The sequence below is a fragment of the Cupriavidus sp. YR651 genome, from assembly GCF_900101625.1.
Classification (GTDB): Bacteria; Pseudomonadota; Gammaproteobacteria; order Burkholderiales; family Burkholderiaceae; genus Cupriavidus.
Genome location: NZ_FMYZ01000016.1, coordinates 64,163 through 89,250, shown reverse-complemented (window position 1 = coordinate 89,250; position 25,088 = coordinate 64,163). Strand labels below are relative to the sequence as shown.

Annotated in this window: 20 protein-coding genes and 1 pseudogene; 8 read left to right on the top strand and 13 right to left on the bottom strand. The window is 66.5% G+C overall.

Annotated elements, in window-relative coordinates:
* The 3 genes and pseudogenes from BLR29_RS28130 to BLR29_RS28120 all read left to right on the top strand — a co-directional run.
* A pseudogene (locus BLR29_RS28130) lies at positions 1-781 on the top strand (GntP family permease); the annotation flags it as partial.
* A 168-nt stretch (positions 782-949) separates the two neighbouring features.
* Positions 950-1,783: an aldo/keto reductase gene (locus tag BLR29_RS28125; protein WP_092142168.1), complete on the top strand. Its 834-nt coding sequence runs from the start codon at positions 950-952 to the stop codon at positions 1,781-1,783.
* A gap of 25 nt (positions 1,784-1,808) precedes the next feature.
* Positions 1,809-3,419, top strand: coding sequence for an MFS transporter (locus BLR29_RS28120; RefSeq protein WP_092142165.1), 1,611 nt, complete (start codon positions 1,809-1,811; stop codon positions 3,417-3,419).
* A gap of 13 nt (positions 3,420-3,432) precedes the next feature.
* On the opposite strand, the gene BLR29_RS33250 is transcribed toward BLR29_RS28120, so the two are convergent.
* Complete coding sequence (locus tag BLR29_RS33250; protein ID WP_369804728.1) at positions 3,433-3,975, bottom strand: hypothetical protein; 543 nt, start codon at positions 3,973-3,975, stop codon at positions 3,433-3,435.
* A gap of 182 nt (positions 3,976-4,157) precedes the next feature.
* Here BLR29_RS33250 and BLR29_RS28110 point away from each other — a divergent pair, with 182 nt between their 5' ends.
* Together BLR29_RS28110 and BLR29_RS28105 are read left to right on the top strand one after the other, a co-directional pair.
* Positions 4,158-4,757: a BPSL1445 family SYLF domain-containing lipoprotein gene (locus tag BLR29_RS28110; RefSeq protein ID WP_092142162.1), complete on the top strand. Its 600-nt coding sequence runs from the start codon at positions 4,158-4,160 to the stop codon at positions 4,755-4,757.
* 167 nt (positions 4,758-4,924) lie between these two features.
* On the top strand, positions 4,925-5,881 hold the full coding sequence (locus BLR29_RS28105; protein ID WP_092142159.1) for a recombination-associated protein RdgC: 957 nt from the start codon (positions 4,925-4,927) through the stop codon (positions 5,879-5,881).
* Positions 5,882-6,002: 121 nt separating this feature from the next.
* Here BLR29_RS28105 and BLR29_RS33175 read toward each other — a convergent pair whose 3' ends face one another.
* A complete protein-coding gene (locus BLR29_RS33175; RefSeq protein WP_092142156.1) occupies positions 6,003-6,965 on the bottom strand; it encodes a quinone oxidoreductase family protein in 963 nt (320 codons plus the stop codon).
* 243 nt (positions 6,966-7,208) lie between these two features.
* On the opposite strand from BLR29_RS33175, the gene BLR29_RS28095 reads away from it, so the two are divergent.
* Positions 7,209-8,165 (top strand): tripartite tricarboxylate transporter substrate binding protein, encoded by a 957-nt coding sequence (locus BLR29_RS28095; RefSeq protein ID WP_092142153.1) that lies wholly within the window; start codon positions 7,209-7,211, stop codon positions 8,163-8,165.
* Positions 8,166-8,350: 185 nt separating this feature from the next.
* Here the strand turns inward: BLR29_RS28095 and BLR29_RS28090 are convergent, their stop codons facing one another.
* The 7 genes from BLR29_RS28090 to BLR29_RS28060 form a co-directional block, all read right to left on the bottom strand.
* Complete coding sequence (locus BLR29_RS28090; protein WP_092142177.1) at positions 8,351-9,538, bottom strand: ribonucleotide-diphosphate reductase subunit beta; 1,188 nt, start codon at positions 9,536-9,538, stop codon at positions 8,351-8,353.
* Positions 9,539-9,608: 70 nt separating this feature from the next.
* Positions 9,609-12,542, bottom strand: a complete 2,934-nt coding sequence (locus BLR29_RS28085; protein WP_092142150.1) for a ribonucleoside-diphosphate reductase subunit alpha — start codon at positions 12,540-12,542, stop codon at positions 9,609-9,611.
* Between the two features lie 519 nt (positions 12,543-13,061).
* Positions 13,062-13,655, bottom strand: coding sequence for a 1,6-anhydro-N-acetylmuramyl-L-alanine amidase AmpD (gene ampD / locus BLR29_RS28080; RefSeq protein ID WP_092142147.1), 594 nt, complete (start codon positions 13,653-13,655; stop codon positions 13,062-13,064).
* A complete protein-coding gene (locus tag BLR29_RS28075) occupies positions 13,648-15,300 on the bottom strand; it encodes a sigma-54-dependent transcriptional regulator (RefSeq protein WP_092142144.1) in 1,653 nt (550 codons plus the stop codon). The genes ampD and BLR29_RS28075 overlap by 8 nt, the downstream gene beginning before the upstream one ends.
* A 51-nt stretch (positions 15,301-15,351) precedes the next feature.
* A complete protein-coding gene (locus BLR29_RS28070; protein WP_092142141.1) occupies positions 15,352-17,367 on the bottom strand; it encodes a sensor histidine kinase in 2,016 nt (671 codons plus the stop codon).
* Positions 17,364-17,657 (bottom strand): PP0621 family protein, encoded by a 294-nt coding sequence (locus tag BLR29_RS28065; RefSeq protein WP_092142138.1) that lies wholly within the window; start codon positions 17,655-17,657, stop codon positions 17,364-17,366. Before BLR29_RS28065 ends, BLR29_RS28070 begins: the two co-directional genes overlap by 4 nt.
* A gap of 32 nt (positions 17,658-17,689) precedes the next feature.
* A complete protein-coding gene (locus tag BLR29_RS28060; protein ID WP_092142136.1) occupies positions 17,690-18,628 on the bottom strand; it encodes a cytochrome C assembly family protein in 939 nt (312 codons plus the stop codon).
* A gap of 106 nt (positions 18,629-18,734) precedes the next feature.
* Here BLR29_RS28060 and ffh point away from each other — a divergent pair, with 106 nt between their 5' ends.
* Positions 18,735-20,126, top strand: a complete 1,392-nt coding sequence (ffh, locus tag BLR29_RS28055; RefSeq protein ID WP_092142133.1) for a signal recognition particle protein — start codon at positions 18,735-18,737, stop codon at positions 20,124-20,126.
* A gap of 57 nt (positions 20,127-20,183) precedes the next feature.
* Complete coding sequence (locus BLR29_RS28050; protein WP_092142130.1) at positions 20,184-20,726, top strand: hypoxanthine-guanine phosphoribosyltransferase; 543 nt, start codon at positions 20,184-20,186, stop codon at positions 20,724-20,726.
* Positions 20,727-20,750: 24 nt separating this feature from the next.
* On the opposite strand, the gene BLR29_RS28045 is transcribed toward BLR29_RS28050, so the two are convergent.
* The 4 genes from BLR29_RS28045 to BLR29_RS28030 all read right to left on the bottom strand — a co-directional run bounded on the left by BLR29_RS28045 (position 20,751) and on the right by BLR29_RS28030 (position 24,986).
* The gene (locus BLR29_RS28045; RefSeq protein ID WP_092142128.1) at positions 20,751-21,380 is read right to left on the bottom strand and encodes a LysE family translocator; all 630 of its coding nucleotides are present in this window, start codon (positions 21,378-21,380) and stop codon (positions 20,751-20,753) included.
* Between the two features lie 128 nt (positions 21,381-21,508).
* Complete coding sequence (locus BLR29_RS28040) at positions 21,509-22,495, bottom strand: 2OG-Fe(II) oxygenase (RefSeq protein ID WP_092142125.1); 987 nt, start codon at positions 22,493-22,495, stop codon at positions 21,509-21,511.
* Positions 22,492-23,259 (bottom strand): lytic transglycosylase domain-containing protein, encoded by a 768-nt coding sequence (locus BLR29_RS28035; RefSeq protein WP_092142122.1) that lies wholly within the window; start codon positions 23,257-23,259, stop codon positions 22,492-22,494. Before BLR29_RS28035 ends, BLR29_RS28040 begins: the two co-directional genes overlap by 4 nt.
* Positions 23,260-23,264: 5 nt before the next feature.
* Positions 23,265-24,986 (bottom strand): proline--tRNA ligase, encoded by a 1,722-nt coding sequence (locus BLR29_RS28030; protein WP_092142119.1) that lies wholly within the window; start codon positions 24,984-24,986, stop codon positions 23,265-23,267.
* Positions 24,987-25,088 lie beyond the last annotated feature (102 nt).

Here is a 25,088-nt window from a genome sequence, read left to right as displayed (position 1 = left end):
GGCCGCCGCGCGTGGCGAGGGCTACGGCACCAACCTGCTCAACGAACCCCAGCGCGTCGAGGGCGGCAAGCTGCCGCCGCCGCTGCTGGCCATCCTGCCGCTGGTGGTGGTGGGCGTGGCCAACTTCTGGCTCACGCGCATGATTCCGCTCTGGTATGGCGAGGCCAACAGCGTGTCGCTGCCGGGGCTGGCCAAGCCGGTGGAGACCAAGATCGCCAGCGTGACGGCGATCTGGGCGGTGGAGGCGGCGCTGCTGCTGGGCATCGTGGTGGTGCTGGTGACCGCGTTCGGCGCGGTGCGCTCGCGCTTTGCCGAAGGCACCAAGGGCGCCGTGGGCGGCGCGCTGCTGGCGTCGATGAACACCGCCTCGGAGTACGGCTTCGGCGGCGTGATCGCGGCGCTGCCGGGTTTCCTGGTGGTGAGCGACGCGCTGCGCAGCATCCCGAACCCGCTGGTCAACGCGGCGGTGTCGGTGAGCACGCTGGCGGGCATCACCGGCTCGGCCTCGGGTGGCATGAGCATTGCGCTGGCGGCCATGTCGGACGTCTTCATCCAGGGCGCGCAGGCCGCGCAGATCCCGCTGGAAGTGCTGCACCGCGTGGTATCGATGGCCAGCGGCGGCATGGACACGCTGCCGCACAACGGCGCGGTGATCACGCTGCTGGCCGTCACCGGCCTCACGCACCGCGAGTCCTATCGCGACATCTTCGCCATCACCGTCATCAAGACGATGGCCGTGTTCTTCGTGATCGCCGTGTTCTACCTGACCGGTATGGTCTGAGCGCCAGGACCTGAGAACCCGGGTCTGTGTGCACGATTCCCTGTGCACCCTGCCCTCGCTGCAATGCTGACCCCGCCTTGTACTTCGCGGCAATGTTCACTAGTGTGAAAGGCTGGTGTGGCCCGCGCGCCGCCCGAGACACATGAGTCATTGCACTGGAGTCGATGCATGAAATACGTCACGCTCCCCGGCGGCGAGCGCGTTCCCGCGCTTGGCATGGGCACCTGGAATATCGGCGACGCCCGTTCCACGCGCGCGGAAGAAATCGCCACGCTGCGGTTGGGGCTGGATCTCGGGGTACGTCTGATGGATACCGCCGAAATGTACGGAGAGGGTCTGGCCGAGTCGTTGATCGGCGAGGCCCTCGCAGGCCGCCGCGACGACGCATTCCTGGTCAGCAAGGTCTACCCCCACAATGCCAGCCGCAAAGGCGCTGTCGCGGCATGCGAGCGCAGCCTGCGCCGGCTGGGCACCGATCGCATCGACCTCTATTTGCTGCACTGGCGCGGCGACACGCCCTTCGAAGAGACGATGGAGGCGTTCCTGGCACTCCGGCAGGCCGGCAAGATCCGGCATTTCGGCGTCAGCAATCTGGATCTGGCCGACATGGAGGAACTCGCGGAAGTGCCCGGCGGGGATCAGGTTGCCGTGAACCAGTTGCTCTACAACCTCGGCCGTCGCGGGATGGAGTTCGACCTGTTGCCATGGCTGCGCGAGCGCAACGTGCCCGTCATGGCCTATTCGCCGATCGAGCAGGCGCGCCTGCTGCGCAACGCCAGCCTGCAACGCTTTGCGCACGCGCACGGCATGACGCCGGCACAGGCCGCGCTGGCCTGGCTGCTGAGGACTGACGACGTCATTGCCATCCCCAAGACCAGCCATCGCGATCGCTTGCGCGAGAACCTGGGTGCACTCGACGTGACGCTGACGCCCGCACAACTAGCGGAACTCGACCAGCTCTTCCCGCCGCCACACAAGGCGCATCCGCTGGCGATGCTGTGACACCGACGATGCGCCGCGGCTGACCATGTCCACCACACCGCTGGCCCAGGGCCCATGCGACGACGCGGTGCTACGCGCCGGGCCTGACGCCACGCCATGTTCGCGCCGGCAAGCGCCCTGGGTGCTGGCGGCGACGATCCTGGCATCGAGCATGGCGTTCATCGATGGCACCGTCGTCAACGTGGCGCTGCCCGCGTTGCAGCGCAACTTGGGTGCGAACCTGGCCGACGTGCAATGGGCCGTGGAATCCTACGCACTATGCCTGGCGGCATTGTTGCTGGCGGGCGGCGCCGCCGGCGACCGCTTTGGCCGGCGCCGCGTGTTTGCGACTGGCGTGGCGATCTTTGCGGCGGCATCGGTCTGGTGCGGACTGGCGCCCACCATCGGCCACCTGATCGTGGCACGCGCGGTGCAGGGCATCGGCGCGGCATTGCTGGTGCCGGGAAGCCTGGCGTTGCTGTCTGCATCGTTCGACCCGGCCTCGCGCGGGAAGGCCATCGGGACTTGGTCGGGCGCCACCGCGATGACCGCGGCGCTGGGGCCGGTGGCGGGCGGCTGGCTGATCGACCATCTGTCGTGGCGCGCGGCATTCCTGATCAATGTGCCGCTGGCGGCCGCCGTTCTCGTCATCACGTTATGGCGCGTGCCGGAGAGCCGCGCGCCGAGCCCGGGTGCGATCGACTGGACTGGCAGCGGGCTGGCCACACTGGGGCTCGGCGCCCTGGTCTACGGTCTGATCGAATTCCCGATGCTGGGAGGCCGGCATCCCTTGGTATGGGGACCAATCGCCAGCGGTCTGGCGATGCTGGCAATGTTCGTATGGCTGGAGGCAAACCCACGCCGCAACGTCAGCCCAATCCTGCCGCTGGCCTTGTTCCGCTCCGACCGCTTTGTCGGCGCGAACCTTCTGACATTCCTGCTCTATGCCGCGCTGGGCGGTGGACTCTTCTTCTTTCCCCTGAACCTCATCCAGGTACAAGGCTATTCCACGACGGCGGCGGGCGCGGCCCTGCTGCCGTTCATCCTGCTGATGTTCGTGATGTCCGGCTGGGCCGGCGGGCTGGTGGACAAGTACGGCGCGCGGCGACCGCTAGTGGCAGGCCCACTGGTGGCGGCGGTCGGCTTCGCGATGTTCGCGGTGCCAGGCATCGGCGGCAGCTATTGGCTGACCTGGTTCCCGGCGGTGCTGGTGCTGGGTCTGGGCATGTCGATCAGCGTCGCGCCGCTGACCACGACCGTCATGAATGCGGTACCGCCTGGCGCCACGGGCGCGGCATCGGGCATCAACAACGCGGCCTCGCGCGTAGCGGGGCTGCTGGCCATCGCGGTGCTGGGCATCATTCTGGTAGCGGCGTTTCAACCGGTATTGATCCGGGGCCTGGCCGCAACCGGCGCGCCGCAAGAGGTCGTGCAGGCCATCTTGGTGCAGCGCCACAAACTCGCGGCAATCGACATTCCGACGCAGGTCGACCCGACGCTGCAGGCCGCGCTGCGGCATGCCGTGGGCGAGGCCTTCGTAGCCGGATTCCGATGGGTGATGGGATTGTCCGCGCTACTCGCGGCGGCTGGCGGATTGTGTGCGTGGATCTTCGTGCACGATGACGGCAACGCGCCGGCTCCGGCGCGTCATCCGTGACGACCTGTGGGATCTAGCGCTGGTTGGCCTTGTATCGCTCGACTTCCACATAGCGCGTGAGGTAAGTACGCGCTTTCTCGCGCGTATCGGTCGTGACGCGGGCGGCAGCCTGACGGGCGCCGGCCTGACCGTGCGAGGAACTCATCTGCGCCGACAGGTAGGACTGGAAGGCGTCATGCATGACGCCAAGCTGGCCCTTGCAGGACTCCAGCGCGCTGGCGGCCACGTCCTTCGGAGCAGCCTTGCCCTTGACGCCGTCGTCGGCCTTGTCCTGCACACAATCCATGTACTTGGCACGCTCGGCCTGCCATCCGGAATTCAGCGCGGCAGTTTCCTGTTTGGATTCCGCCGATTCCATTGTCGGTTGCGAGGAACAAGCGGCCAGCAGCAGCGCTGCGACGGGCACGCTCAGCGGGCCGAGCCTTGCGGCCAACCGGCGGCTGCCGCGCGGGCGATCGATGGATGCGCTGGCGTCAGCGGAAGTCGCCGGAATGACAGATGAAAGGGAAGCGGCCGACGGGGCCGAAGCGAGAATGGGGGCGATTTTCTTTTGCATCTTCAAAAGACTCGGTCACTTAAGGCGGGTTCCGGAGCTTTTCCGGCGAATTGCAAGAAAGTATGTCTGTGCCATGTCAGAGACTCTCCCAGGCCAAGTCAGACAAAATCGCATTTGCCTATGTGCTTTGCACGCCTATGCTGTAGAGGCGGTTGCAACACACGACCATCCTGGAGGAAATAATGAAACGTCGAACCTTCCTGTCCGGCGGCGGCGCTGGGCTTGTCAGTCTCTCCGGTTTGTCCCTCGGCGTGCTGTCGCTCGCCGGATGCACCACCACGGGGCCCAGCGCAGCGACCGACAAGGCCGCCAAACGGCGCGAGATCGATGCGGGCGCCAACGATACGCTCAATCGCCTGTACACCTCGGTCAAGGGCTCCCATGACCTGGCCAACAAGGCGCGCGGCATCCTCATCTTCCCCAAGCTGCTGTCCGCCGGCTTTGTGGTGGGGGGCGAGTACGGCGATGGCGTGCTGCGCTCCGGCGGCGCCGACCGTGGATATTATCGCGCGATCTCGGGCTCCGTCGGCTGGCAGGTTGGTGCGCAATCCAAGGCCTTTGTGCTGATGTTCCTGACGCAGGACGCCTACGACAAGTTCGTCAGGAGCAATGGCTGGCAGGTTGGTGCAGATGCAACGGTGGCCTTGGCGACGATCGGTGCCAACGGCCAGCTGGACACCAACACGGCCCAGCAACCGATTGTCGGCTTCGCGCTGACCAATGCGGGCCTGATGGCGGGCCTGAGCCTGGAAGGCACGAAGATCTCGAAGCTCGATATCTGACGCGGTCACTGACGCCGCAAGCCCCGCTCTCGCCACCGAGGCAGGCGCGCATCGCCGGGACATCTGGTCCCGTGCGATGCGCGCTTTTTTTCTGTCTCCCTTTCCGGATCGCCCGCCGCTCAACCGGGATAGAATTCGTCCCTTTCCATTCTCCTGGCCGAATTCTCATGTGGTTTAAGAATCTCCAGATTCACCGTTTTTCCGCCCCGTGGACGCTCAGCGCCGAAGACGTGGAAGCTTCCCTGGCCAAGCATGCCTTCTTCCCCGGCACCAGCCTCGAGATGCAGACCCAGGGCTGGGCATCGCCGCGCGACAATGGCCAGCTGGTGCACTGCGTCAACCGCCAGATGCTGCTGGTTCTCCGCACGGAAAAGAAGTTGCTGCCCGCCACCGTGGTCAATCAGGTCACCAAGGCGCGGGCTGTGGAACTGGAAGAACAGCAGGGTTTCAAGCCCGGACGCAAGCAGTTGAAGGAGTTGAAGGAGCAGATCACTGAAGAACTGCTGCCGCGCGCCTTCAGCATCCGCCGCGACACCCGCGTGTGGATCGACCCCGTCAATGGCTGGCTGGCCATCGACGCGGCCGCCACGGCCAAGGCCGACGAAGTACGAGGCATGCTGTTCAAGGCCATCGACCCGCTGCCCGTGGTCGGCCTCCACGTCAACCAGTCGCCCGTCGCGGCGATGACGGAATGGCTCGCCACCGATACCGCCCCGGCTGGCTTCACGGTCGACCAGGAGATCGAGCTGCAATCGAGCGCCGAGACCAAGGCCACCGTCCGCTATGTGCGCCATCCGCTGGACCCGGAAGACCTGCGCCGGCACATCGCCGCCGGCAAGCGCTGCACGCGCCTGGCCATGACCTGGAACGACCGCGTGTCGTTCGTGCTGACCGACACATTGGCCGTCAAGCGCGTCGCCCCGCTGGACGTCATCAAGGAACAGGCTGATGGCACGCTGCATGATGAAGACGAGCGCTTCGATGCCGACTTTGCCCTGATGGCCGGCGAACTCGCCGCCATGCTGGGCGACCTGACGGACGCGCTCGGCGGCGAACGCAAGGCCGAGGGCGCGGCGGAAGCCCCCGCCACCGCCCTTGCCGCCGACGTACGCAAGGCCGCCTGAGACCTGTACACCCTGGACCCGCACGCGCCAGCGTGCGGGTTCTCTCCATGGCTTCCCGGGCTCTCCACCCGCTCTCCGCCCCCTCACTGGCCGCTGACTGCCCCCCTGCTCCGTCAGCCGCTCACGCCACCATCAGCACCACAGGCCGCTCCAGCAGCGTGGCGCGTCCCCAGGCCTCAGTCACATCGGCCATGCGCATCGATTCCACCTCGACGGACAGATCGCCCTCCAGCGCGTGCAGCAGGATATCTCCGACAAACGTCTCCAGATGCGCGAAGGACGGATAGTTGGCCGGACCGCTGCCCATCAGCCTGAGCCGCGAGTCTCGCAGCGCCGCGGACGGCAGCGTCAGGCTGCCCGACACCTGTTCCTCCACCGATACCAGCCGGATACCCCGATCGTCCTCGATGGGCGGACCCAGGTCTGACCGTACGAGAGCGGCCATCAGCAGCTCGACCGGATCACCCCACAGGAAGTCGACGATCACGTCGATCCCCTCCGCGGCATAGGCCGAGAATGCCTGATGCAAGGCGGCGGGCGGCATGCGCAGGTCGATCGTCGCATCGGCGCCCAGCGTGGCCAGCGCGTCCTGCCCGCGCCCCGCGGCGATGATGCGGCCCGCGCCGAGCAACCGCGCGGCCTGGACTGCCATCCGTCCCGCCGCGCCGGTGGCGCCCAGGATCAGCACGGTTTCGCCAGGCTCCAGATCCGCCTGCACGGTCAGGGGCATCCAGGCAGCCAGGGCGGGCCTGACGATGGCAGCCGCGGCTGCGTCATCGAGTCCGTCCGGCACTGGCACCGCCCATTCCGCCGGCGCGTATTCAGCCATGGCGCCGAACGGCTGGCGCGCGACCGTAAAGTAGACGCGCACGCCATCCACGGTCTCGCCCACACCATCCGTGCCGCAGATCGCCGGCAAATCGAGCGGCATGCTGTGATGGCGGCCGGCGGCCGCCGCGAGGTCCACCGGGCTGATGGCCGTGGCGCGCACGCGGACCAGCGTCTCGTGGTCGAACGGGTCGGGGTCGTCGAAGGTATCGAATCTCGGCGTGTCGCCCAGGCGGTGCAGGACTGCGGCTTGCATCGGTGAATCTCCTTGGTGGGCCTCCACCGCGCGGGTGATCGGCCGTTGAATCGTCCCCGAGGCGGATGACGGTTGCCGACCATGTTAGGAAGCGGCGGCCCGACGGTCTGTGAGACCGTTCTGAAAACGCATGTTGTCGCTGCTTTAGCACGCCAGGGCACCGGCGTGAGCAGCAACGCCGCACGACAACCCCGTAGAATCTCCCTGGGCCACCCGAGCCCGAACAAGACAGAGGAGATTCCCGTGAAGACGTTGCGCCTGTTCGCCGCCGCCCTGCTGCTCGCGGCCACTTCCGCCCATGCCGCCTATCCGGAGCGGCCCATCAAGCTGATCGTGCCATTCCCGCCGGGTCAGGCGACGGACATCTTTGCCCGTGCGCTGGCGGAGCGGCTCGGCAAGCAGCTTGGCCAGTCGGTGGTGGTGGACAATCGCGCCGGCGCGGGCGGCAACATCGGCATGGAAGTCGTCGCCAGGTCCCCGGCGGATGGCTACACGCTGGTCATGGCCGGCAGTGCGATGGCAATCAACCAGACGCTGTACAAGAAGCTCAACTACGATCCGCGCCAGGACTTTGCACCGATCTCCGGCGTGTTCTCCGTGCCGCTGGTATTCCTGGCCACGCCGGCCTCGGGCTTCACGTCATTGCACGACCTGATCGCCAAGGCGAAGACCGCGCCGGGCAAGTACAGCTACGCCAGTGCCGGCATCGGCGGCACGCAGCATCTCTCCGCGGAGATGCTCAAGGCGCAGACCGGCATCTTCCTGGTCCACATTCCGTACAAGGGCAGCGGCCCCGCCCAGGCGGATTTCCTCGGCAATCAGATTCCGCTGATGGTGGATTCCGTCACCGCCGCCATGCCATTGATCCAGTCGAAGAAAGCCGTGCCGCTGGCGGTGACAGTCGCGCAACGCGTGCCGCAGTTGCCATCGGTGCCCACCGTGCGCGAGGAAGGCGTGCCGGGCTTCGAGGCGCTGGGCTGGGCCATCCTGATGGCCCCCGCCGGCACCCCGCCGGCCATCGTCAGCCAGCTCAACGCGGAGACGGTGAAGGCACTGCAATCGCCAGAACTGCAGAAGTTCATCACGGATCGCGGCTCCGAGCCGATGCCGATGACGCCCGCCGAAACCGGCAAGTTCGTCGACAGCGAGATCCGGAAGTGGTCGACGGTGGTGAAGCGTTCCGGCGCGTCGGCGGATTGAGCCGAAACGCAACAGGGCAAGCCGGCTGGCCTGCCCTGTGCGATACAACACCGGTCGCCCGCGCAGCCGGTCCCGGTGGTTATCGGGCGGATCGGGGTGCGGATCATGCCCCGGAATGAAAAACGGACTGCCAAGGCAGTCCGTTTTCAAAGGTGGCAGCGGCACGCGATGCCGTGCCAGCCCCATCAATCCCAGCTCAGCGCCCCGCCCGTCTGATACTCGATGACACGCGTCTCGAAGAAGTTGCGTTCCTTCTTCAGGTCGATCATCTCGCTCATCCACGGGAACGGGTTTTCCTCGTTCGGGAACAGCTGGTCCAGGCCGATCTGCTGGCAACGGCGGTTGCAGATGAAGCGGAGGTAGCCCTTGAACATCGGTGCGTTCAGGCCCAGCACGCCGTGCGGCATGGTGTCCTCCGCGTAGCGGTATTCCAGGTCCACGGCCTTCTGGAACAGCTCCGTGATCTCGGCCTTGAATTCGGCCGTCCACAGGTGCGGATTCTCCAGCTTGATCTGGTTGATCAGGTCGATGCCGAAATTGCAGTGCAGCGACTCGTCGCGCAGGATGTACTGGTACTGCTCGGCAGCGCCCGTCATCTTGTTCTGGCGGCCCATCGCCAGGATCTGCGTGAAGCCCACGTAGAAGAACAGCCCTTCCATGATGCAGGCGAACACGATCAGGCTCTTCAGCAGCTTCTGGTCGTTTTCCGGCGTGCCGGTCTTGAACGACGGATCGGTCAGCGTGTCGATGAACGGGATCAGGAACTCGTCCTTGTCACGGATCGACTGCACTTCGTGATACGCGTTGAAGATCTCGGCTTCGTTCAGGCCGAGCGACTCCACGATGTACTGGTACGCGTGCGTGTGGATGGCCTCCTCGAAGGCCTGGCGCAGCAGGTACTGGCGGCATTCCGGCGCCGTGATCTGGCGGTAGGTGCCCAGCACGATGTTGTTGGCGGCCAGCGAATCGGCCGTCACGAAGAAGCCCAGGTTGCGCTTGATGATGCGGCGCTCGTCCTCGGTCAGGCCGTTCGGGTCCTTCCACAGGGCGATGTCGCGGGACATGTTGATTTCCTGCGGCATCCAGTGGTTGGCGCAGCCAGCCAGGTACTTTTCCCACGCCCACTTGTACTTGAACGGTACCAGCTGGTTGACGTCGGTGGAGCCGTTGATCACGCGCTTGTCGGCGGCGTTCACGCGGCGGGTGTCCTGCGCGGCGGCGGCGTTCGGATTGTTGCCGAGGATGCCGGACGGCTGCGTGGCCGACGGGGGCAGCGCGCCCTGCTGGTCAGCGGTGACAGGGGTGGCAGGTTGCAGCGCGGGCTGCGGGGCAGCCTGCGGCGTGGCTTGAACGTCGTCGTCCCAGCTCAGCATGTTGGTGTTCTCCGTGAATTCTTTCAGCAGCCGTTCCCGCACTGGCGGGAACGGCACATCGACTATTGGCTTACTGGCAGGCTTCGCACTCGTCGAAGCCGGCGTCGCCCGGGCGCATCGTGCAGACCGGGCCATCGGCTTCCGGCATTGCCGGGGCCGCTGCCGGGGCGGCGGACATGCCACCTTCGCTGCCCGACGACACCGCGTTCAGCGAACCGCGCGACACGGTGGACTTCTCCACGTGCGTGGCGGCCATCGTGCGCAGGTAGTACGTGGTCTTCAGGCCGCGCAGCCAGGCTTGCTTGTACGTGTCGTCCAGCTTCTTGCCCGAGGCGCCCGCCATGTAGATGTTCAGCGACTGAGCCTGGTCGATCCACTTCTGGCGGCGGCTGGCGGCTTCCACCAGCCAGCTCGGCTCCACTTCGAAGGCCGTGGCGTAGATGTCGCGCAGGTCTTGCGGAATGCGGTCGATACGGGCCAGCGAACCGTCGAAGTACTTCAGGTCGGCAACCATCACCTCGTCCCACAGGCCGCGCTCCTTCAGGTCGCGCACCAGGTAGTCATTGACCACCGTGAACTCGCCCGACAGGTTCGACTTCACGTACAGGTTCTGGAACGTGGGCTCGATGCAGGCCGACACGCCGATGATGTTCGAAATGGTCGCGGTCGGGGCGATCGCGATGCAGTTCGAATTGCGCATGCCGTGCTGCTTGATGCGGGCACGCAGGCTGCTCCAGTCCATCGACGACGACATGTCGACTTCCAGGTAGCCGCCGCGCTCTTCGGCCAGCAACTTCAGCGAGTCTTGCGGCAGGATGCCGCGATCCCACAGCGAACCCTCGTAGGTGCTGTAGCGGCCGCGCTCTTCGGCCAGTTCCGTGGAAGCCTGGTAGGCGTAGTAGCACACCGCTTCCATCGAGGTGTCGGCGAACTTCACCGCGGCATCGCTGGCGTACGGCGTGCGCAGCACGTGCAGGCAGTCCTGGAAGCCCATGATGCCCATGCCGACCGGACGGTGGCGCAGGTTGGAGTTGCGCGCCTTTTCCACCGCGTAGTAGTTGATGTCGATCACGTTGTCGAGCATGCGCATCGCGGTGCGGATGGTCTTCTGCAGCTTGGCGTGGTCGAGCACTTGCGTACCGTCGGCCTGCTTCTTCAGGTGCGCCACCAGGTTCACGGAGCCCAGGTTGCAGACGGCGATCTCGCTCTCATTGGTGTTGAGCGTGATTTCCGTGCACAGGTTGGAGCTGTGCACCACGCCCACGTGCTGCTGCGGGCTGCGGATGTTGCACGGATCCTTGAAGGTGATCCACGGGTGGCCGGTTTCGAACAGCATGCCCAGCATCTTGCGCCACAGCTGCATGGCCGGGACCTTCTTGAACAGCTTCAGCTCGCCATTGGCGGCCTTGGCCTCATAGCCCAGGTAGGCTTGTTCGAATGCGCGGCCCACCTTGTCGTGCAGGTCCGGGCAGGTAGCCGGGGAGAACAGCGTCCATTCGCCGTTTTCCATCACGCGCTTCATGAACAGGTCCGGAATCCAGTTCGCGGTGTTCATGTCGTGCGTGCGGCGACGGTCGTCACCGGTGTTCTTGCGCAGCTCCAGGAATTCCTCGATGTCCAGGTGCCACGTCTCCAGGTAGGCGCAGACCGCGCCCTTGCGCTTGCCGCCCTGGTTCACGGCCACGGCCGTGTCGTTGACCACCTTCAGGAACGGCACCACGCCTTGCGACTTGCCGTTGGTGCCCTTGATGTGCGAGCCCAGCGCGCGCACGTTGGTCCAGTCGTTGCCCAGGCCGCCGGCAAACTTCGACAGCAGCGCGTTTTCCTTCAGCGCTTCGTAGATGCCTTCCAGGTCGTCCGACACGGTGGTCAGGTAGCACGACGACAGCTGCGAGCGGCGGGTACCCGAGTTGAACAGTGTCGGCGTGGACGACATGAAGTCGAACGACGACAGCAGCTGGTAGAACTCGATCGCACGGGCTTCGCGATCCTTTTCCTCGAGCGCCAGGCCCATGGCCACGCGCATGAAGAAGGCCTGCGGCATTTCAATGCGGACTTCGTCCACGTGCAGGAAGTAGCGGTCGTACAGCGTCTGCAGGCCGAGGTAGTTGAACTGGAAGTCGCGCGAGGCATCCAGCGCGGCGCCCAGGCGGGCCAGGTCGTACGTGGCCAGCTTTTCGTCGAGCAGTTCGGCCTGGATACCGCGGGCGATGAACTTCGGGAAGTACTCGGCGTACTTCGTGGACATCTCGGCCTGCGTCACCTCGGCGCCCAGGATTTCCTTGCGGATCGTGTGCAGCAGGATACGAGCGGTGACCTGGCTGTAGGCCGGATCCTTTTCGATCAGCGTACGCGCGGCCAGGATGGCCGAATCGTAGACCTGCGTCATCGGCACGCCGTCGTACAGGTTCTTCAGCGTTTCCTTCAGGATCGGCTCGGCGCTCACGGCGTTGCCCAGTCCGCTGCAGGCGGTGTCGATCAGGTCATGCAGGGCCGCCAGGTCGAGCACACGGGTCGCGCCGTTGTCGGTCACGTTGAACGACACGCCGCCTTCCTGCACGCGGGCCACGGCCTGCGCGTTGGCCTGGGCGCGTTCCTGCGTGCGCTTCTCGCGGTACAGCACGTAGGCACGGGCCACCTCGTGTTCGCCCGAACGCATCAGCGCCAGTTCCACGTGGTCCTGCACGTCCTCGATGTGGAACGTGCCGCCGTTCGGACGGCTGCGCAGCAGCGCGCGCACGACGCTCCCGGTCAGTTGCTCCACCAGCTCACGCACGCGCGCGGAGCCGGCGCCCTGGCCACCGTTCACGGCCAGGAAGGCCTTGGTCACGGCCACGGCAATCTTGTTCGGCTCGAACGCCACCACGGCCCCATTGCGGCGAATGAGCTTGTAGTCCTGATAGTTGGCGCCCGCAGCGGCGGGGGTCTGCTGCGACGTACCGGCTGCTGCGCCGACAACGCCAGTCACGCCAGTGTTTTGTTGTTCGTTTTGGGCCGTTTGCATGAGGAAACTCCTGTTTTAACCCTTGTATTGAAGTGACAAAGTCCCTAGCAAAATGCGCTTCAGAAGACACTCGACACGGCTGGGGCCGGGGCGAGAACCAAACTGCACAGGCGTTCATTCTGCTAGGGACTCTTGCGATACCGCCGGCCATGTCGCTGCTGTGGCGCCAACGTCGCAAACTGCTGCGGCGCTGGCTTCACACCTAGGCCGGTTCCCCGGAAGCACTACTAGATATAGTGGTCACCGCGAAAAACTGGGCTAAGTATAGTGAAACGAAGATGAAAGACCAGTCTTGACAATCGCATCCGCGAGACAGTTCGCGACTGTGCGGCGGCGCCACATTCCCGCCAACCGCGCTACGGCAAGGGATCCCGGTTTCCTGTGCGCCACCGCACAAAATTTTTTAAATTTTTTAATCCAAAGTGGCCACTCGATAGGTGGCCCCGGCATGGGGTTTTCACAGGGCTGTCACGGTGTGCCTTGCCCCCATATGAGGCGTACTGCACAAAGAGGGGACGCTCAGGGACGAGGCTGGTACGGGAGTAGCGCCGGCGGCACCTGGGCGAGCCGCGCGAAGCGATTCCAGTCGAAATGCGGGCCGGGATCGGTCTTGCGGCCGGGTGCGATATCGCTGTGTCCGGCGATGGCCTGGACGGGATATGCCGTGCGGAGGGCGGCGACCAATGCGGCAACAGTGTCGTATTGTGCCAACGTGAAAGGCTGATCGTCGGCGCCCTCGATTTCGATGCCCACCGAAAAATCATTGCAGCGCTGGCGGCCGCAGAAATCCGATTGGCCCGCATGCCACGCACGTTGCGTGCACGCCACAAACTGGACGAGCGCGCCCGTGCGCGCGATCAGGAAATGCGCGGACACACGCACGTCGCGGATGGTCTCGAAGAACGGATCGCGCGTGATGTCGAGCCGGTTCTGGAAGAACGCCTCGATGTCACCGGTGCCGAACCGTCCCGGCGGAAGGCTGATGTTGTGCAGCACCACCAGGTCCACAGGCATGCCGTCGGGCCGGGCGTCAAAGTTGGGGGATGGCACGCGGCGCGCGGCCGGCACCCAGCCATCGGCGTCGGGCAGGTAGTCGCGCGGCGCATCAGCCATCGCGCCCCTCCCCTTCGGTCAGCGACTCGCTATCGTCGCTGCCATCGCGCCCCTCGCGTCCTTCGCGCTCGTCACGGATCCCGAGTTGCTGGATCCGATAGCGCAACTGGCGGAAGTTCAACCCCAGCAACGGCGCCGCGGCCGTCCGGTTGAAACCGGTCTGGCGGAGCGCGCGCAGGATCAGCTCGCGCTCCAGCGCCTCCAGCCGGGCCGGCAGGTCGATCGGGAACGTCACGTCGCGCAGCGCGTCGGCCATCGGGTCCGGCTCGGGAGCCGGCGCGCGGGCCGCTTCGGCCGGCGGCATCCCTGGCGCCGCTGGCGGCTGGGCGGCGCTGGCGACCGCGGACCAGGCCACGGCGCTGCCCCACGGATGGTAGGCGGCGGCGGCCGGCGCGCTGGCTGGCGTGCCCGGCGGCAACAGGCCGGCGCGGTCCATGCCGGCGTCCAGCGGCCCGAGATCGGCCACCGCGATTTCCTCGGCTTCCGCGAAGGCGTAGGCGCGTTCGAGCAGGTTCTCCAGCTCGCGCACGTTGCCCGGGAACGGATAGGTCGACAACCGCGCCAGCGCGGCGCCCGACAGGCGCCGGGGGTGGGCGTCGCCATAGCGCACGGCCAGGTGCTCCAGGATCGCGTGCGCCAGCACCGGAATATCCTCGGCCCGTTCGCGCAGCGTGGGCATGCGCAACTCCAGCACGTTGAGCCGGTAATACAAGTCCTGCCGGAACGCCCCGGCCGCCACCATCGCGGCCAGGTCCTTGTGGCTGGCGCACATCACGCGCACATCCACCGTGTCTTCCTTGCTCGCGCCGATCTTGCGCACGCGCCGTTCCTGCAGTGCGCGCAGCAGCTTGACCTGCATGGCCAGCGGCAGGTCCGCCACCTCGTCCAGCAGCAGCGTGCCGCCGTGGGCCGCCTGGAAGAAGCCGCCACGCTCGGCATCCGCGCCCGTGAACGCGCCTTTGACGTAGCCGAAGAACTCGGACTCCATCAGCGTCTCGGGAATCGCGCCACAGTTCACGGCCACGAACGGATGGGCGGATCGCGCGCTCACTGCGTGAATCGCGCGCGCGGCGCGTTCCTTCCCGCTGCCGGACTCGCCGCTGATCACCACGGGCGCCATGCTGCGCGCCAGCCGCGACAGCGACCGGCGCACCTCCTGCATGGGTGCCGACAAGCCCGGCAGCAGCCCGGCGGCGCGATCCGCGGCCTCGGCCGCTTCCGCCGCCTCGGCGCTGACCACGGCGCCATCGGTTGCCGCGCGCTGCTGGCGGCCCAGCGCATTCAGGATCAGGGTGCGTAGCTGGTCCAGCGAGACCGGTTTGGCGATGTAGTCGAACGCACCGGCCTTGAGCGCATCCACGGCGTTGTCGGCGCTGCCGTAGGCGGTGATCACGGCCACCGGCGTGCGTTCCGGGGACGTGGACAACTGCCGCACGATCTCGATGCCGAGCCCGTCGCCCAGCCGCATGTCGGTCAGCACCAGGCAGTAGCGGCGTTCGGCCAGCCGCAGCCGCGCCTCGGCCAGCGATCCGGCCATCACCACGTCATGGCCCATCCGCCGAAGCGAGATATCGAGCAGCTCGCGCAGGTCGGCCTCGTCGTCGATGACAAGGATCGGGTCGAGGGCGGGCGGTCTGGCGGGCATAGAGGGCGTGGGTTTCGGCGTTGCCGGAAAGGGTTGCGGGCGCTGGGCGCGCTAGGCGGCGGTCACGACGTCGGGCGTCTCGATCCGCATCGTCAGCACGAAAGCTTTGGCCGGGAGTGTATCGCGTGCGCCGCCTGCCAGCAGCCCCGTGCGTTCCAGCAACGCTTCCAGGCCGATGGCGCCGTAGCGCACCTGGGCATCGTTGGCGCCGCAGAGCTCGCGCGCCATGAACAGGCCCAGGCCAGTGCCCTGCGCATTGCTGGTGAAGAACGGCTCGAACAGGCTGCGCTGCTGGTCGCGCGTCACCTCGGCGCCGTCATTCCAGACAATCAGTTCGGCGTGATGCTGGTCCAGCGCGTGAGCCAGCATCCGGATCGAACCCGGCAGCCGGCTGCAATAGCGCCAGGCATTGTCGAGCAGGTTGCCCAGGACCTGCTGGAGCTGCGCGCCGTCGAAGATGACCGGGCGGTCCACGTCCACGATCAGCCGGATGGCGTTGGCATTGATGTCGGAACGGGCGCCGGCGCGCGAGCGCATCTCCAGCCGCCAGCGGTCCAGGATCTCGGGCAGCGCCTGGCTCAACTCGACGGCGCTGTGGCCCGTGCGCGGCCGGCGCGACAACTGCAGCACGTCCGACACCACCTGGTCCAGGCGCCGCACGTTGTCGCTGATGATGCGCAGCAGCCGCGCATCGATATTGCCCTCGCCCGCGCCGGAGTCCGCCAGCAGTTCGTTGGCCTGGCTGATCGCCGCCAGGGGATTGCGGATCTGGTGCGCCACGCTGGCCACCAGCCGGCCCATGGCCGCGAGCTTTTCCTGCTGAACCTGCTCGGCAATCCGTTCCCAGCTTTCGATGTGGACCAGCACCGTATCGCGCATCTCGCTGCGCAGCAGGGTCTCGTCCTCCGGGCTCCATGCCATCGCCTCGTTCTGGGCGATGGCCAGCCGCAGGCGCGCCGCGCCCTCGGGTGACAGGTCGTTCCAGCCGGCGGTATCCAGGGCGGCCGGCGAGGTCATGACGCCCGCCAGCGTGGAGCGCAGCCCGGCCAGGCCCGGCAGCACGAAGCGCAGCCGCAGGCGAGTGTGCAGCAGCGGGTTGCCGGCCGCCGACGGGCGCGATGGCAACGGCAGCAACTGCAGGATGCGCGGCACATCGTCCTTGCGCCGGATCCAGTCGCGCAGCATTTCCATCAGCGGTTGCAGGCGCGCAATGCGGCGCAGGTCGAACAGCACGTTGTCGCTCTCGCCCGCGCGGACCTGGCCATCGCGGAGACGCTCGTGCGGCTGCACGCCCAGCAGCACCACGGCGGCCGGGTTGGCGGCCACCACGGCCCCGTTGGCGCGCACCAGCATCACGCCGTCCTGCATGTCGTTGACCATCAGGCGGTTCACCAGTTGCTGCAACCGCAGCTCCTGCTCGCGCGCCAGCGCCAGCCGCTCCTGCGCGATCTGCCGGTTGGCGAGCATGTACATCACCAGCGCGGCGATCATGAACACCAGGCCGAACAGCCCGGACCCGAGCAGGTTGGCATCGGGTTGCCGGGCCAGCAAGGTCTGCAGGAACGGCTGGCCCATCACCACCAGCGCCGACAAGGCCGCCGTAAACAGTGCGAACAGCAGGCTCGTCAGCGCGCCCGCCTCCAGCGCGGGCAGCAGGAAGATCATCGCCATGCCTTCGCCATGGCTGCCGATCTGCCCCAGCACGGCGTAGATCGCCGTCAGCAGGAACATGTCCGTGAGGACCTGGCCGCGGACCCGCATGTGGAAATGACGCCGCCACATCGTGCCGATCAACGCCACCACCGCGATCGCGATGTAGGGCAGCACGACCGGCAGCGCCGCGGCGGTGCGGGCATTGGCGGCGACATTGACCACAGCCACGCCCGCCACCGACCGTTCCAGCGGCAGCCACGCGTAGCCGAGCAGCAGCAGCGCCACGGCCAGCCGGGTCCAGCAGAAATAGCGCAGCAGGCGCCAGTGGAATTCGGGCGGCTCGGGCTGCCGCCAGAGATCAACCAGCAGGCGCCAGCCGCTCAGGCGGGACCAGACCGATGCCCGCGGCCTCATGAGCGCGCGCCGCTATCGCCCTGGCCGCCCTGGCCTGGCACATCGGGAAGATGGCTGCGGCGGCAGTAGTGCAGGCCGTGCCAGGCGATGGCCTCGCCGCGTGGCAGGTGCACGCCGCACTGGGCGCACTGGACCATGGGCTCGCTATCGTCTGCATTGCCCGAGGCTCCCGAATTGGGCGCGGCGCGGCGCCGGGCCGTTGGCCGGTCGGCCGCCTCCCGTGCGGCGCGGCCGCGCAGCCACCAGAAAATGCCCAGCACGATAGCCAGCAGGATAAGGATTCTTGCCATGAGATGGCTCAGGGACTCAGGAGCTCAGGGGTTCAGGAAAGGCGGTGCAGCACCACTTCGATCACGAAGCGGCTGCCCACGTACGCCAGCAGCAGGATGCCGAACGACGCGATGACCCAGCGCAGCGCGGTGCGTCCGCGCCAGCCGCGGAAATGCCGGCCGATCAGGATGCCGCCGAACATCGCCCACGAGATGATCGCGAATACGGTCTTGTGGTCCACGCGGAATGCGCGCGCAAACAGCTGTTCGGAAAACAGGAAGCCGGACGCGATGGTCAGCGTCAGCAGCACGAAGCCCGCCGCGATCAAGCGGAACAGCAGCTTTTCCAGCGTCAGCAGCGGCGGCAGCAGGTCCAGCCAGCGACCGAGCCACTGGCCGGACGCCGGCTCGCCCGCCAGCGGCCGATTGAAGCCGTGCAGGCGCCGTTCGGCCAGCAGCATCAGGAACGCGTGGAACGCGGCCAGCGTGAAGAGACCGTACGCCACGTTGGCGATGATGAAGTGCAGCTTGAACAGCGGCCGTGCCGCGTAGCCCAGGATCTGCGCGCCCGGGAACGCCAGCGGGATCAGGCTCGCCAGCATCGCCACGGGGAAGACGATCAGGCCGAGCCCCGCCAGCGAAAAGAAGAAGCTCTCGATCCAGTAGATACCCACGCCCAGCCAGAGCATGGCGGAAAGGGCGAAGGCGAAGCCGAACACCATGCGGTCGGCCGGGAAGATCGTTTCGTGGAGCAGGATGCCGTGGCTGACCAGCGCCCCCAGCACCACGGCGTGCCACCAGGCAGGCTGACCTTCGCCACGGGCGCCGCCGGGCTGGGACATGAGCACCGCCGTGGCCGTGGCGCCGGGACGCCCCGGATGGCCGACCGTCGCCCCGCTGGCGGCCGCCAGCCGCGGATTGCGCGTTGCCCAGCCGTGAAAGGCCAGGCCGCAATAGAGAAGTGCCGTCAAGGCATACAGTACAATGGCCATTTGCGCAGTTTACCCTAGGGTCTGCCCCTGTGCCCTTGTCGGTGGATCGCCACCACAACGCCACGCGCGCCCCTCCCACAAGCCGAATTCCTCCCCCTTTCCTGCCATGCTGGATAACCTCACTCAACGCCTGGCGCGGGTCGTCAAGACCATGCGCGGCGAGGCCCGACTGACCGAGGCCAATACCGCCGAGATGCTGCGCGAAGTGCGCCTTGCCATGCTCGAAGCCGACGTGGCACTGCCGGTCGTGCGCGAATTCGTCGCCCGCGTCAAGGAAAAGGCGCTTGGCGAGGAAGTCGTCAGCAGCCTGACGCCGGGCCAGGCGCTGGTCGGCGTGGTGCAGCGCGAGCTGACCGCGGTCATCGGCGGCGACGAAGCCGTCAGCGGGGAAAAGTCTGCCGAGCTGAACCTGAACGTCCAGCCGCCCGCGATCATCCTGATGGCCGGCCTGCAAGGCGCCGGCAAGACCACCACGTCCGGCAAGCTGGCCAAGTGGCTGAAGGAAAACAAGAAAAAGAAGGTGCTGACGGTTTCGTGCGACGTGTACCGTCCCGCCGCTATCGCCCAGCTCAAGACCGTGTCCGAGCAGGTCGGCGCGGACTTCTTCCCGTCGCAACTGGACCAGAAGCCGGTGGACATCGCCCGCGCGGCGCTGGACTGGGCCCGCAAGCACTACCACGACGTGCTGATCGTCGATACGGCCGGCCGGCTGGGTATCGACGAGGCGATGATGCAGGAGATCGCCGCGCTGCACGCGGAACTCAAGCCCGTGGAAACGCTGTTCGTGGTCGACGCGATGCTCGGCCAGGACGCCGTGAACACCGCCAAGGCGTTCAACGACGCGCTGCCGCTGACTGGCGTGGTGCTGACCAAGCTCGATGGTGACGCCCGCGGCGGCGCCGCGTTGTCCGTGCGCCACATCACCGGCCGCCCGATCAAGTTCGTCGGCGTGGGCGAAAAGCTGGACGGGCTGGAGCCGTTCTACCCCGAACGCATGGCCCAGCGGATTCTGGGCATGGGCGACATCCTCGCGCTGGTGGAAGAGGCACAGCGTGGCGTGGACATGGATGCCGCTGAGAAGCTGGCCAAGAAGATCAAGAAGACGGGCGGCTTCGACCTGGAAGACTTCAAGGCCCAGATCGGCCAGATGAAGAAGATGGGCGGCCTGGGCAGCCTGGTGGACAAGCTGCCCGCGCAGTTCGCCCAGCAGGCGCAGGGCGCCAACATGGATCAGGCGGAAAAGCAGGTGCGCCGCATGGAAGGCATCATCAACAGCATGACGGCGGCCGAACGCGCCAAGCCGGAACTGATCAAGGCCAGCCGCAAGCGCCGCATCGCGGCGGGTGCCGGCGTGCCGGTGCAGGAGGTCAACCGCCTGCTGAACCAGTTCGACCAGATGCAAGGGATGATGAAAAAACTCAAGGGCGGCGGCATGATGAAGATGATGCGCCAGATGGGCGCGATGAAAGGCGGCATGAAGGGCCTGTTCAACCGCTGATCGTTGTTGCTACCCTTCGATATCGCTTCCCCGCAAGACAAGAACAGGACAGACATCATGATGACCGTCGAACAGGCCCGCGAACTCTGGGCCAGCTCCGAGGAAATCGTCAGCGCCCAGGAGGTGCAGGACTCGCTGGACCGCATGGCCCAGGAAATCACGGAAAAGATGGGCGATGCCTTCCCGCTCGTCCTGTCCGTGATGGGCGGCGCGGTGGTCTTTACCGGCATGCTCCTGCCCAAGCTCGAATTCCCGCTGGAGTTCGACTATATCCACCTGTCCCGCTACAACAACAAGACCGTGGGCGGCGAGATGCAATGGCGCGTGGCGCCGCGTGAATCCGTAAAGGATCGCGTGGTCCTGGTGCTGGACGACATCCTGGATGAGGGCGAGACGATGGCGGCTATCCGCCAGCGGATCATGGACATGGGCGCCAGGGAATTCCACGCGGCCGTGCTGTGCGAGAAGACGCTCACCAAACTCAAGCCGATGCACCCGGATTTCTGCGGATTCAAGGTGCCAGACCGCTATGTCTTTGGCTGCGGCATGGACGCCAAGGGCTACTGGCGCAACCTCGGCGCCATCCGCGCGCTGGTTTGAAGCGGGGCCGACGCCTTTCGGCGCTCAAACCCCGTGGGGATGGGCGCCCAGGATCGGCCAGAGCGACAGCAACAGCAACACGGCCATCGTCACGTTGAAGACGCGCAGCACACGCGGCTGCGCCAGCCAGCGGCGCAGCGCGGCGCCGAATACCGCCCACGTCGCCACGCTGGGCAGGTTGATCACGGCGAACAGGCTCGCCATCCACAGCGCATTCACCCAGATATTGCCGTCCAGCACGTAGGTGCTGCACGCGCCCACCGCCATCACCCAGGCTTTCGGATTGACCCACTGAAAGGCCGCCGCGCGCAGGAAGCTCATCGGCCGGGCCACCTCGCGATCCTGCACGCCGCCGGCGGTAGCCAGCTTCCAGGCCAGCCAGACCAGATAGGCCGTGGCCGCCACCCGGAGCAAGTTCCAGGTCCACGGCAATGCCGTGAAGACTGAACCCAGGCCCAGCCCGACCAGCGCCACCATCACGGAAAAGCCGATGCTGATGCCCAGCAGGTGCGGCACCGTGCGCGCCAGGCCAAAGTTGACGCCGGAGGCCAGCACCATGGTGTTGTTCGGGCCCGGCGTGATGGAAGAAACCAGCGCGAACGCGCAGAAGGCAAGCAGCACGCCAGAGCTGGCGGCAAATTCGGGCAGAGCCATGACGGCGCTCCGGGAGATATGGGAGTGACCAGTTTATTGAGGCCAACCAATACAGTACCGATACACTTAGGCAGAAATGTACCGGTACGGGTCTGGCGACCTCGCCGGCAATCGAACTTCCCTCCCGTTCAGGCCTTGCTGCGATAGGGTCGTTCGCGAAGCCACTTGGTGGCAATCCATTTCTCGCCGGACTCCACCGGCAGGCCCGCGTGCAGGGTGCGATCGTCCAGAGCGCCGTCCGGCATCTGGTAGCTGAAGAAGACGGCATTGCCCTTGACGGGTGCCACTTCCAGCCCCAGACGCGGAAAAGCCGTAGCGCCGCCTGCCGGCGGGCTGTTCAGGTAGATCACCAGCGTGGCGATGCGCTGGCCGCCAACGCGTAGCTGGCGCGCCTCGCCGGGACGTTGCGGGTTGAAGAAGTCGAAGTGCGGCTGATACTCGCCGCCCGGCTTGTAGTTGAGAATCTGCAGGCCCTCGCCGTGCTCGACCGGCACGCTGGTCACGGCGGCGATCCGGGCTTCGATGCGCTCGATCAGGGAATGTTCGCCAACCTGGAACATCGCACCCATGCTGGTGCGGGCGTCGATCAGGTTCTCGTCGCCGGTATCGGGATTGACCACCGGCGATCGCTGCAACCGGCCTCGCGACAGCGCGACCAGCGCGTCGCACTCGGCATCGTTGAGCAGGTTCTGCAGCAGCAGGATGCGTGGCGCTTCCAGCGCAAACAGGATCGGGATCTCGCGATCCTGATGGCGAAAGGCATTGCGGCCGGACGACGCCGATGCCTGCGCGGCAGGCGTGCCGACAGTGGCGGAGGTGGAAGCTGGCCCAGCGGTCCGGCCCAGGGCAGGCGCCGGCGCGGTCGATGGCACCTTGCCCGCCGGCTTCGGCCGGTCGAGCGCCGCAGCCACGGTTGCCCGCGCGAAGGTGGCATCGTAGCCGGAGCGCAGCATCGACAACACCAGCGACTCGGCGTTGAAGCCCTGCTCGATATGGCGCGCCAGCCAGCGGTCCAGCTCCGGCGAGGACGCCCGGTAGCCGGCCTTGCCGGTGCCTTCGGACTGCGCAGGTGTCGGCGAGAAAACCGAACGATCGGATCGGAAATCGCGCGTCATGACGGATTGGCCAGCCGCAACGGCGAGAACGGATTGCGCGCCGGGGATTCCGGCGGCAGCGCGCGGCGCGACGTCGCTGGCGCGGCGACCGCAGCCGCCGCAGCGGCGGGATCCGGATCGCCGGCAATCGTCACCGTGGATTCGGAATACTGCCAGCGCTTCCACGCCGCCAGCACGGCATTCGGATACTCGGGACGGCCCCGGCTGCCGTTGTAGCGGCCAAGCGCCAGGAAGAGATCGCCGTTCTCGCGGTCCAGGTAATGGCGCAGGATCGTACAGCCGTAGCGCAGGTTGCTTTGCAGATGGAACAGCTTGCGGACGTCACCATCGCCAATGCTGCGCACCCAGAACGGCATCACCTGCATCAGTCCGCGTGCATCGGCGGAGCTGATCGCGTATTTCCGAAACCCGCTTTCCACCTGGACCAGCCCCAGCACGAGCGACGGTTCCAGGCCGGCGCGCTTGGCCTCGTAGTAGACCGTTTCGATCAGCTCGACGCGGATCTGTGGTTCGGGGATGCGGGCTTCCAGCCGGCGGGACATCTCGCCCAGCCACTTCAGATAGCCCAGGCGTTCCCCGCCCGATGCAAACGCCGGCCGCACCGGCCGGCCGTCGGCGATCGCCGCGGCCAGGGCGCCGCGCACGGAATCGGCCAGCGCCTCTTCCTTTTGCGCGCCAGCATGGGCAGTGGCCGCCACAACAAGCAGCAGCACGCTGGCCAGCGCTGGCCAGCGGCGACGGGTCGGCAGGCCGGATGCGCGCATCGGGATCAGTTGGCCAGCAGGTTGCGGACGTGACTGACCACGTCTGCAACGGCCACCGGGGTGGCCTGCGCATCGCGACGACCCTGGTATTCCACCTTGCCTTCCTTCAGGCCACGGTCGCCCACGACCACTCGGTGCGGCACGCCGATCAGCTCCCAGTCCGCGAACATCACGCCGGGGCGCTCGCCACGGTCGTCCAGGATCACGTCGACGCCGGCGGCCTGCAGTTCCGCGTGGATACGGTCGGCTTCGGCGCGCACTGCCTCGTTGCGGTCGTAGCCCACGGGGCACACCACCACGGCAAACGGGGCAATGGCGGCAGGCCAGATGATGCCGCGCTCGTCATAGTTCTGTTCGATGGCGGCACCCAGAATCCGGGTCACGCCAATGCCGTAGCAGCCCATCTGCATCGGTTGGGTCTTGCCGTTTTCGTCAAGGAACGTGGCGCTCATCGATTCGGAATAGCGCGTGCCGAGCATGAACACGTGGCCCACCTCGATGCCACGGCAGATTTCCAGCGTGCCCTTGCCGTCCGGCGAGGCATCGCCCGCCACCACGTTGCGCAGGTCCGCCACGAGCGGCTCGGGCAGGTCGCGCCCCCAGTTCACGCCGGTGTAGTGGTAGTCGCGGTCGTTGGCGCCACAGCAGAAGTCGCTCATGTTGGCGACCGTGCGGTCCGCCACCAGCTTGACAGGCTTCTTCGGGCCGATCGGGCCCAGGTAGCCCGGGGGCGAGCCGAACGTGTCGACGATCTCGTTTTCCGTCGCAAAGCGGAAGTCGGCCAGGCCGGGCACCTTCGACGCCTTGACCTCGTTCAGTTCATGGTCACCGCGGATCAGCAGCAGCCAGATCTCGGCACCCGCCTCGGTATCCTTGGCCAGGACGATCGACTTAACGGTGCGCTCCAGCGGAATGCCGAGGAACTCGGCCACGTGCTCGCACTTGGCCTTCTCGGGTGTCGACGTCTTCTTCAGCTCCTCGCCGGGGGCGGCGCGTCCTGCCAGCAGCGGCAGGGCTTCAGCGGCCTCCATGTTGGCTGCGTAGTCCGAGGTCGGGCAGTAGACGATGGCATCCTCGCCGGTGTCGGCGATCACATGGAACTCGTGCGAGCCCGAACCGCCGATGGCCCCGTTATCCGCCGCCACGGCACGGAATTCCAGGCCGAAACGCTGGAAGATGCACACGTAGGCGTCGTACATGTTCTGGTACGAGGCTTTCAGGCCATCGGTGTCGCGGTCGAAGGAATAGGCGTCCTTCATCGTGAACTCGCGGCCGCGCATGATGCCGAAGCGCGGACGACGCTCGTCGCGGAACTTGGTCTGGATCTGATAGAAATTGACCGGCAGCTGCTTGTAGCTGCGGATGTCGCTGCGGGCGATGTCGGTCACGACCTCCTCGGAGGTCGGCTGGACGGCGAAGTCGCGCTCGTGGCGATCCTTCAGGCGCAGCAGCTCGGGGCCCATCTTGTCCCAGCGGCCGGTTTCCTGCCAGAGTTCGGCCGGCTGGATCACCGGCATGGACAGCTCCACGGCGCCGGCCCGATTCATTTCCTCGCGAACGATGTTCTCCACCTTGCGGATCACCCGCAGCCCGACCGGCATGTAGCTATAGATGCCGGCGCCCAGCTTTTTGATCATGCCGGCCCGCATCATCAGTTTGTGCGACACGATTTCCGCGTCGGCGGGGGCTTCCTTGAGGGTGGAAATGAAGAATTGCGAGGCTTTCATCCGTTGCTTTCTCGTAAGACCGGGCGCCGCCGGGCAGTACCCGGCCGCCGCGGTGCGGCATTCATTGGGCAGGACGCGCCTGAAACTGCGCTTGCCGCTCGG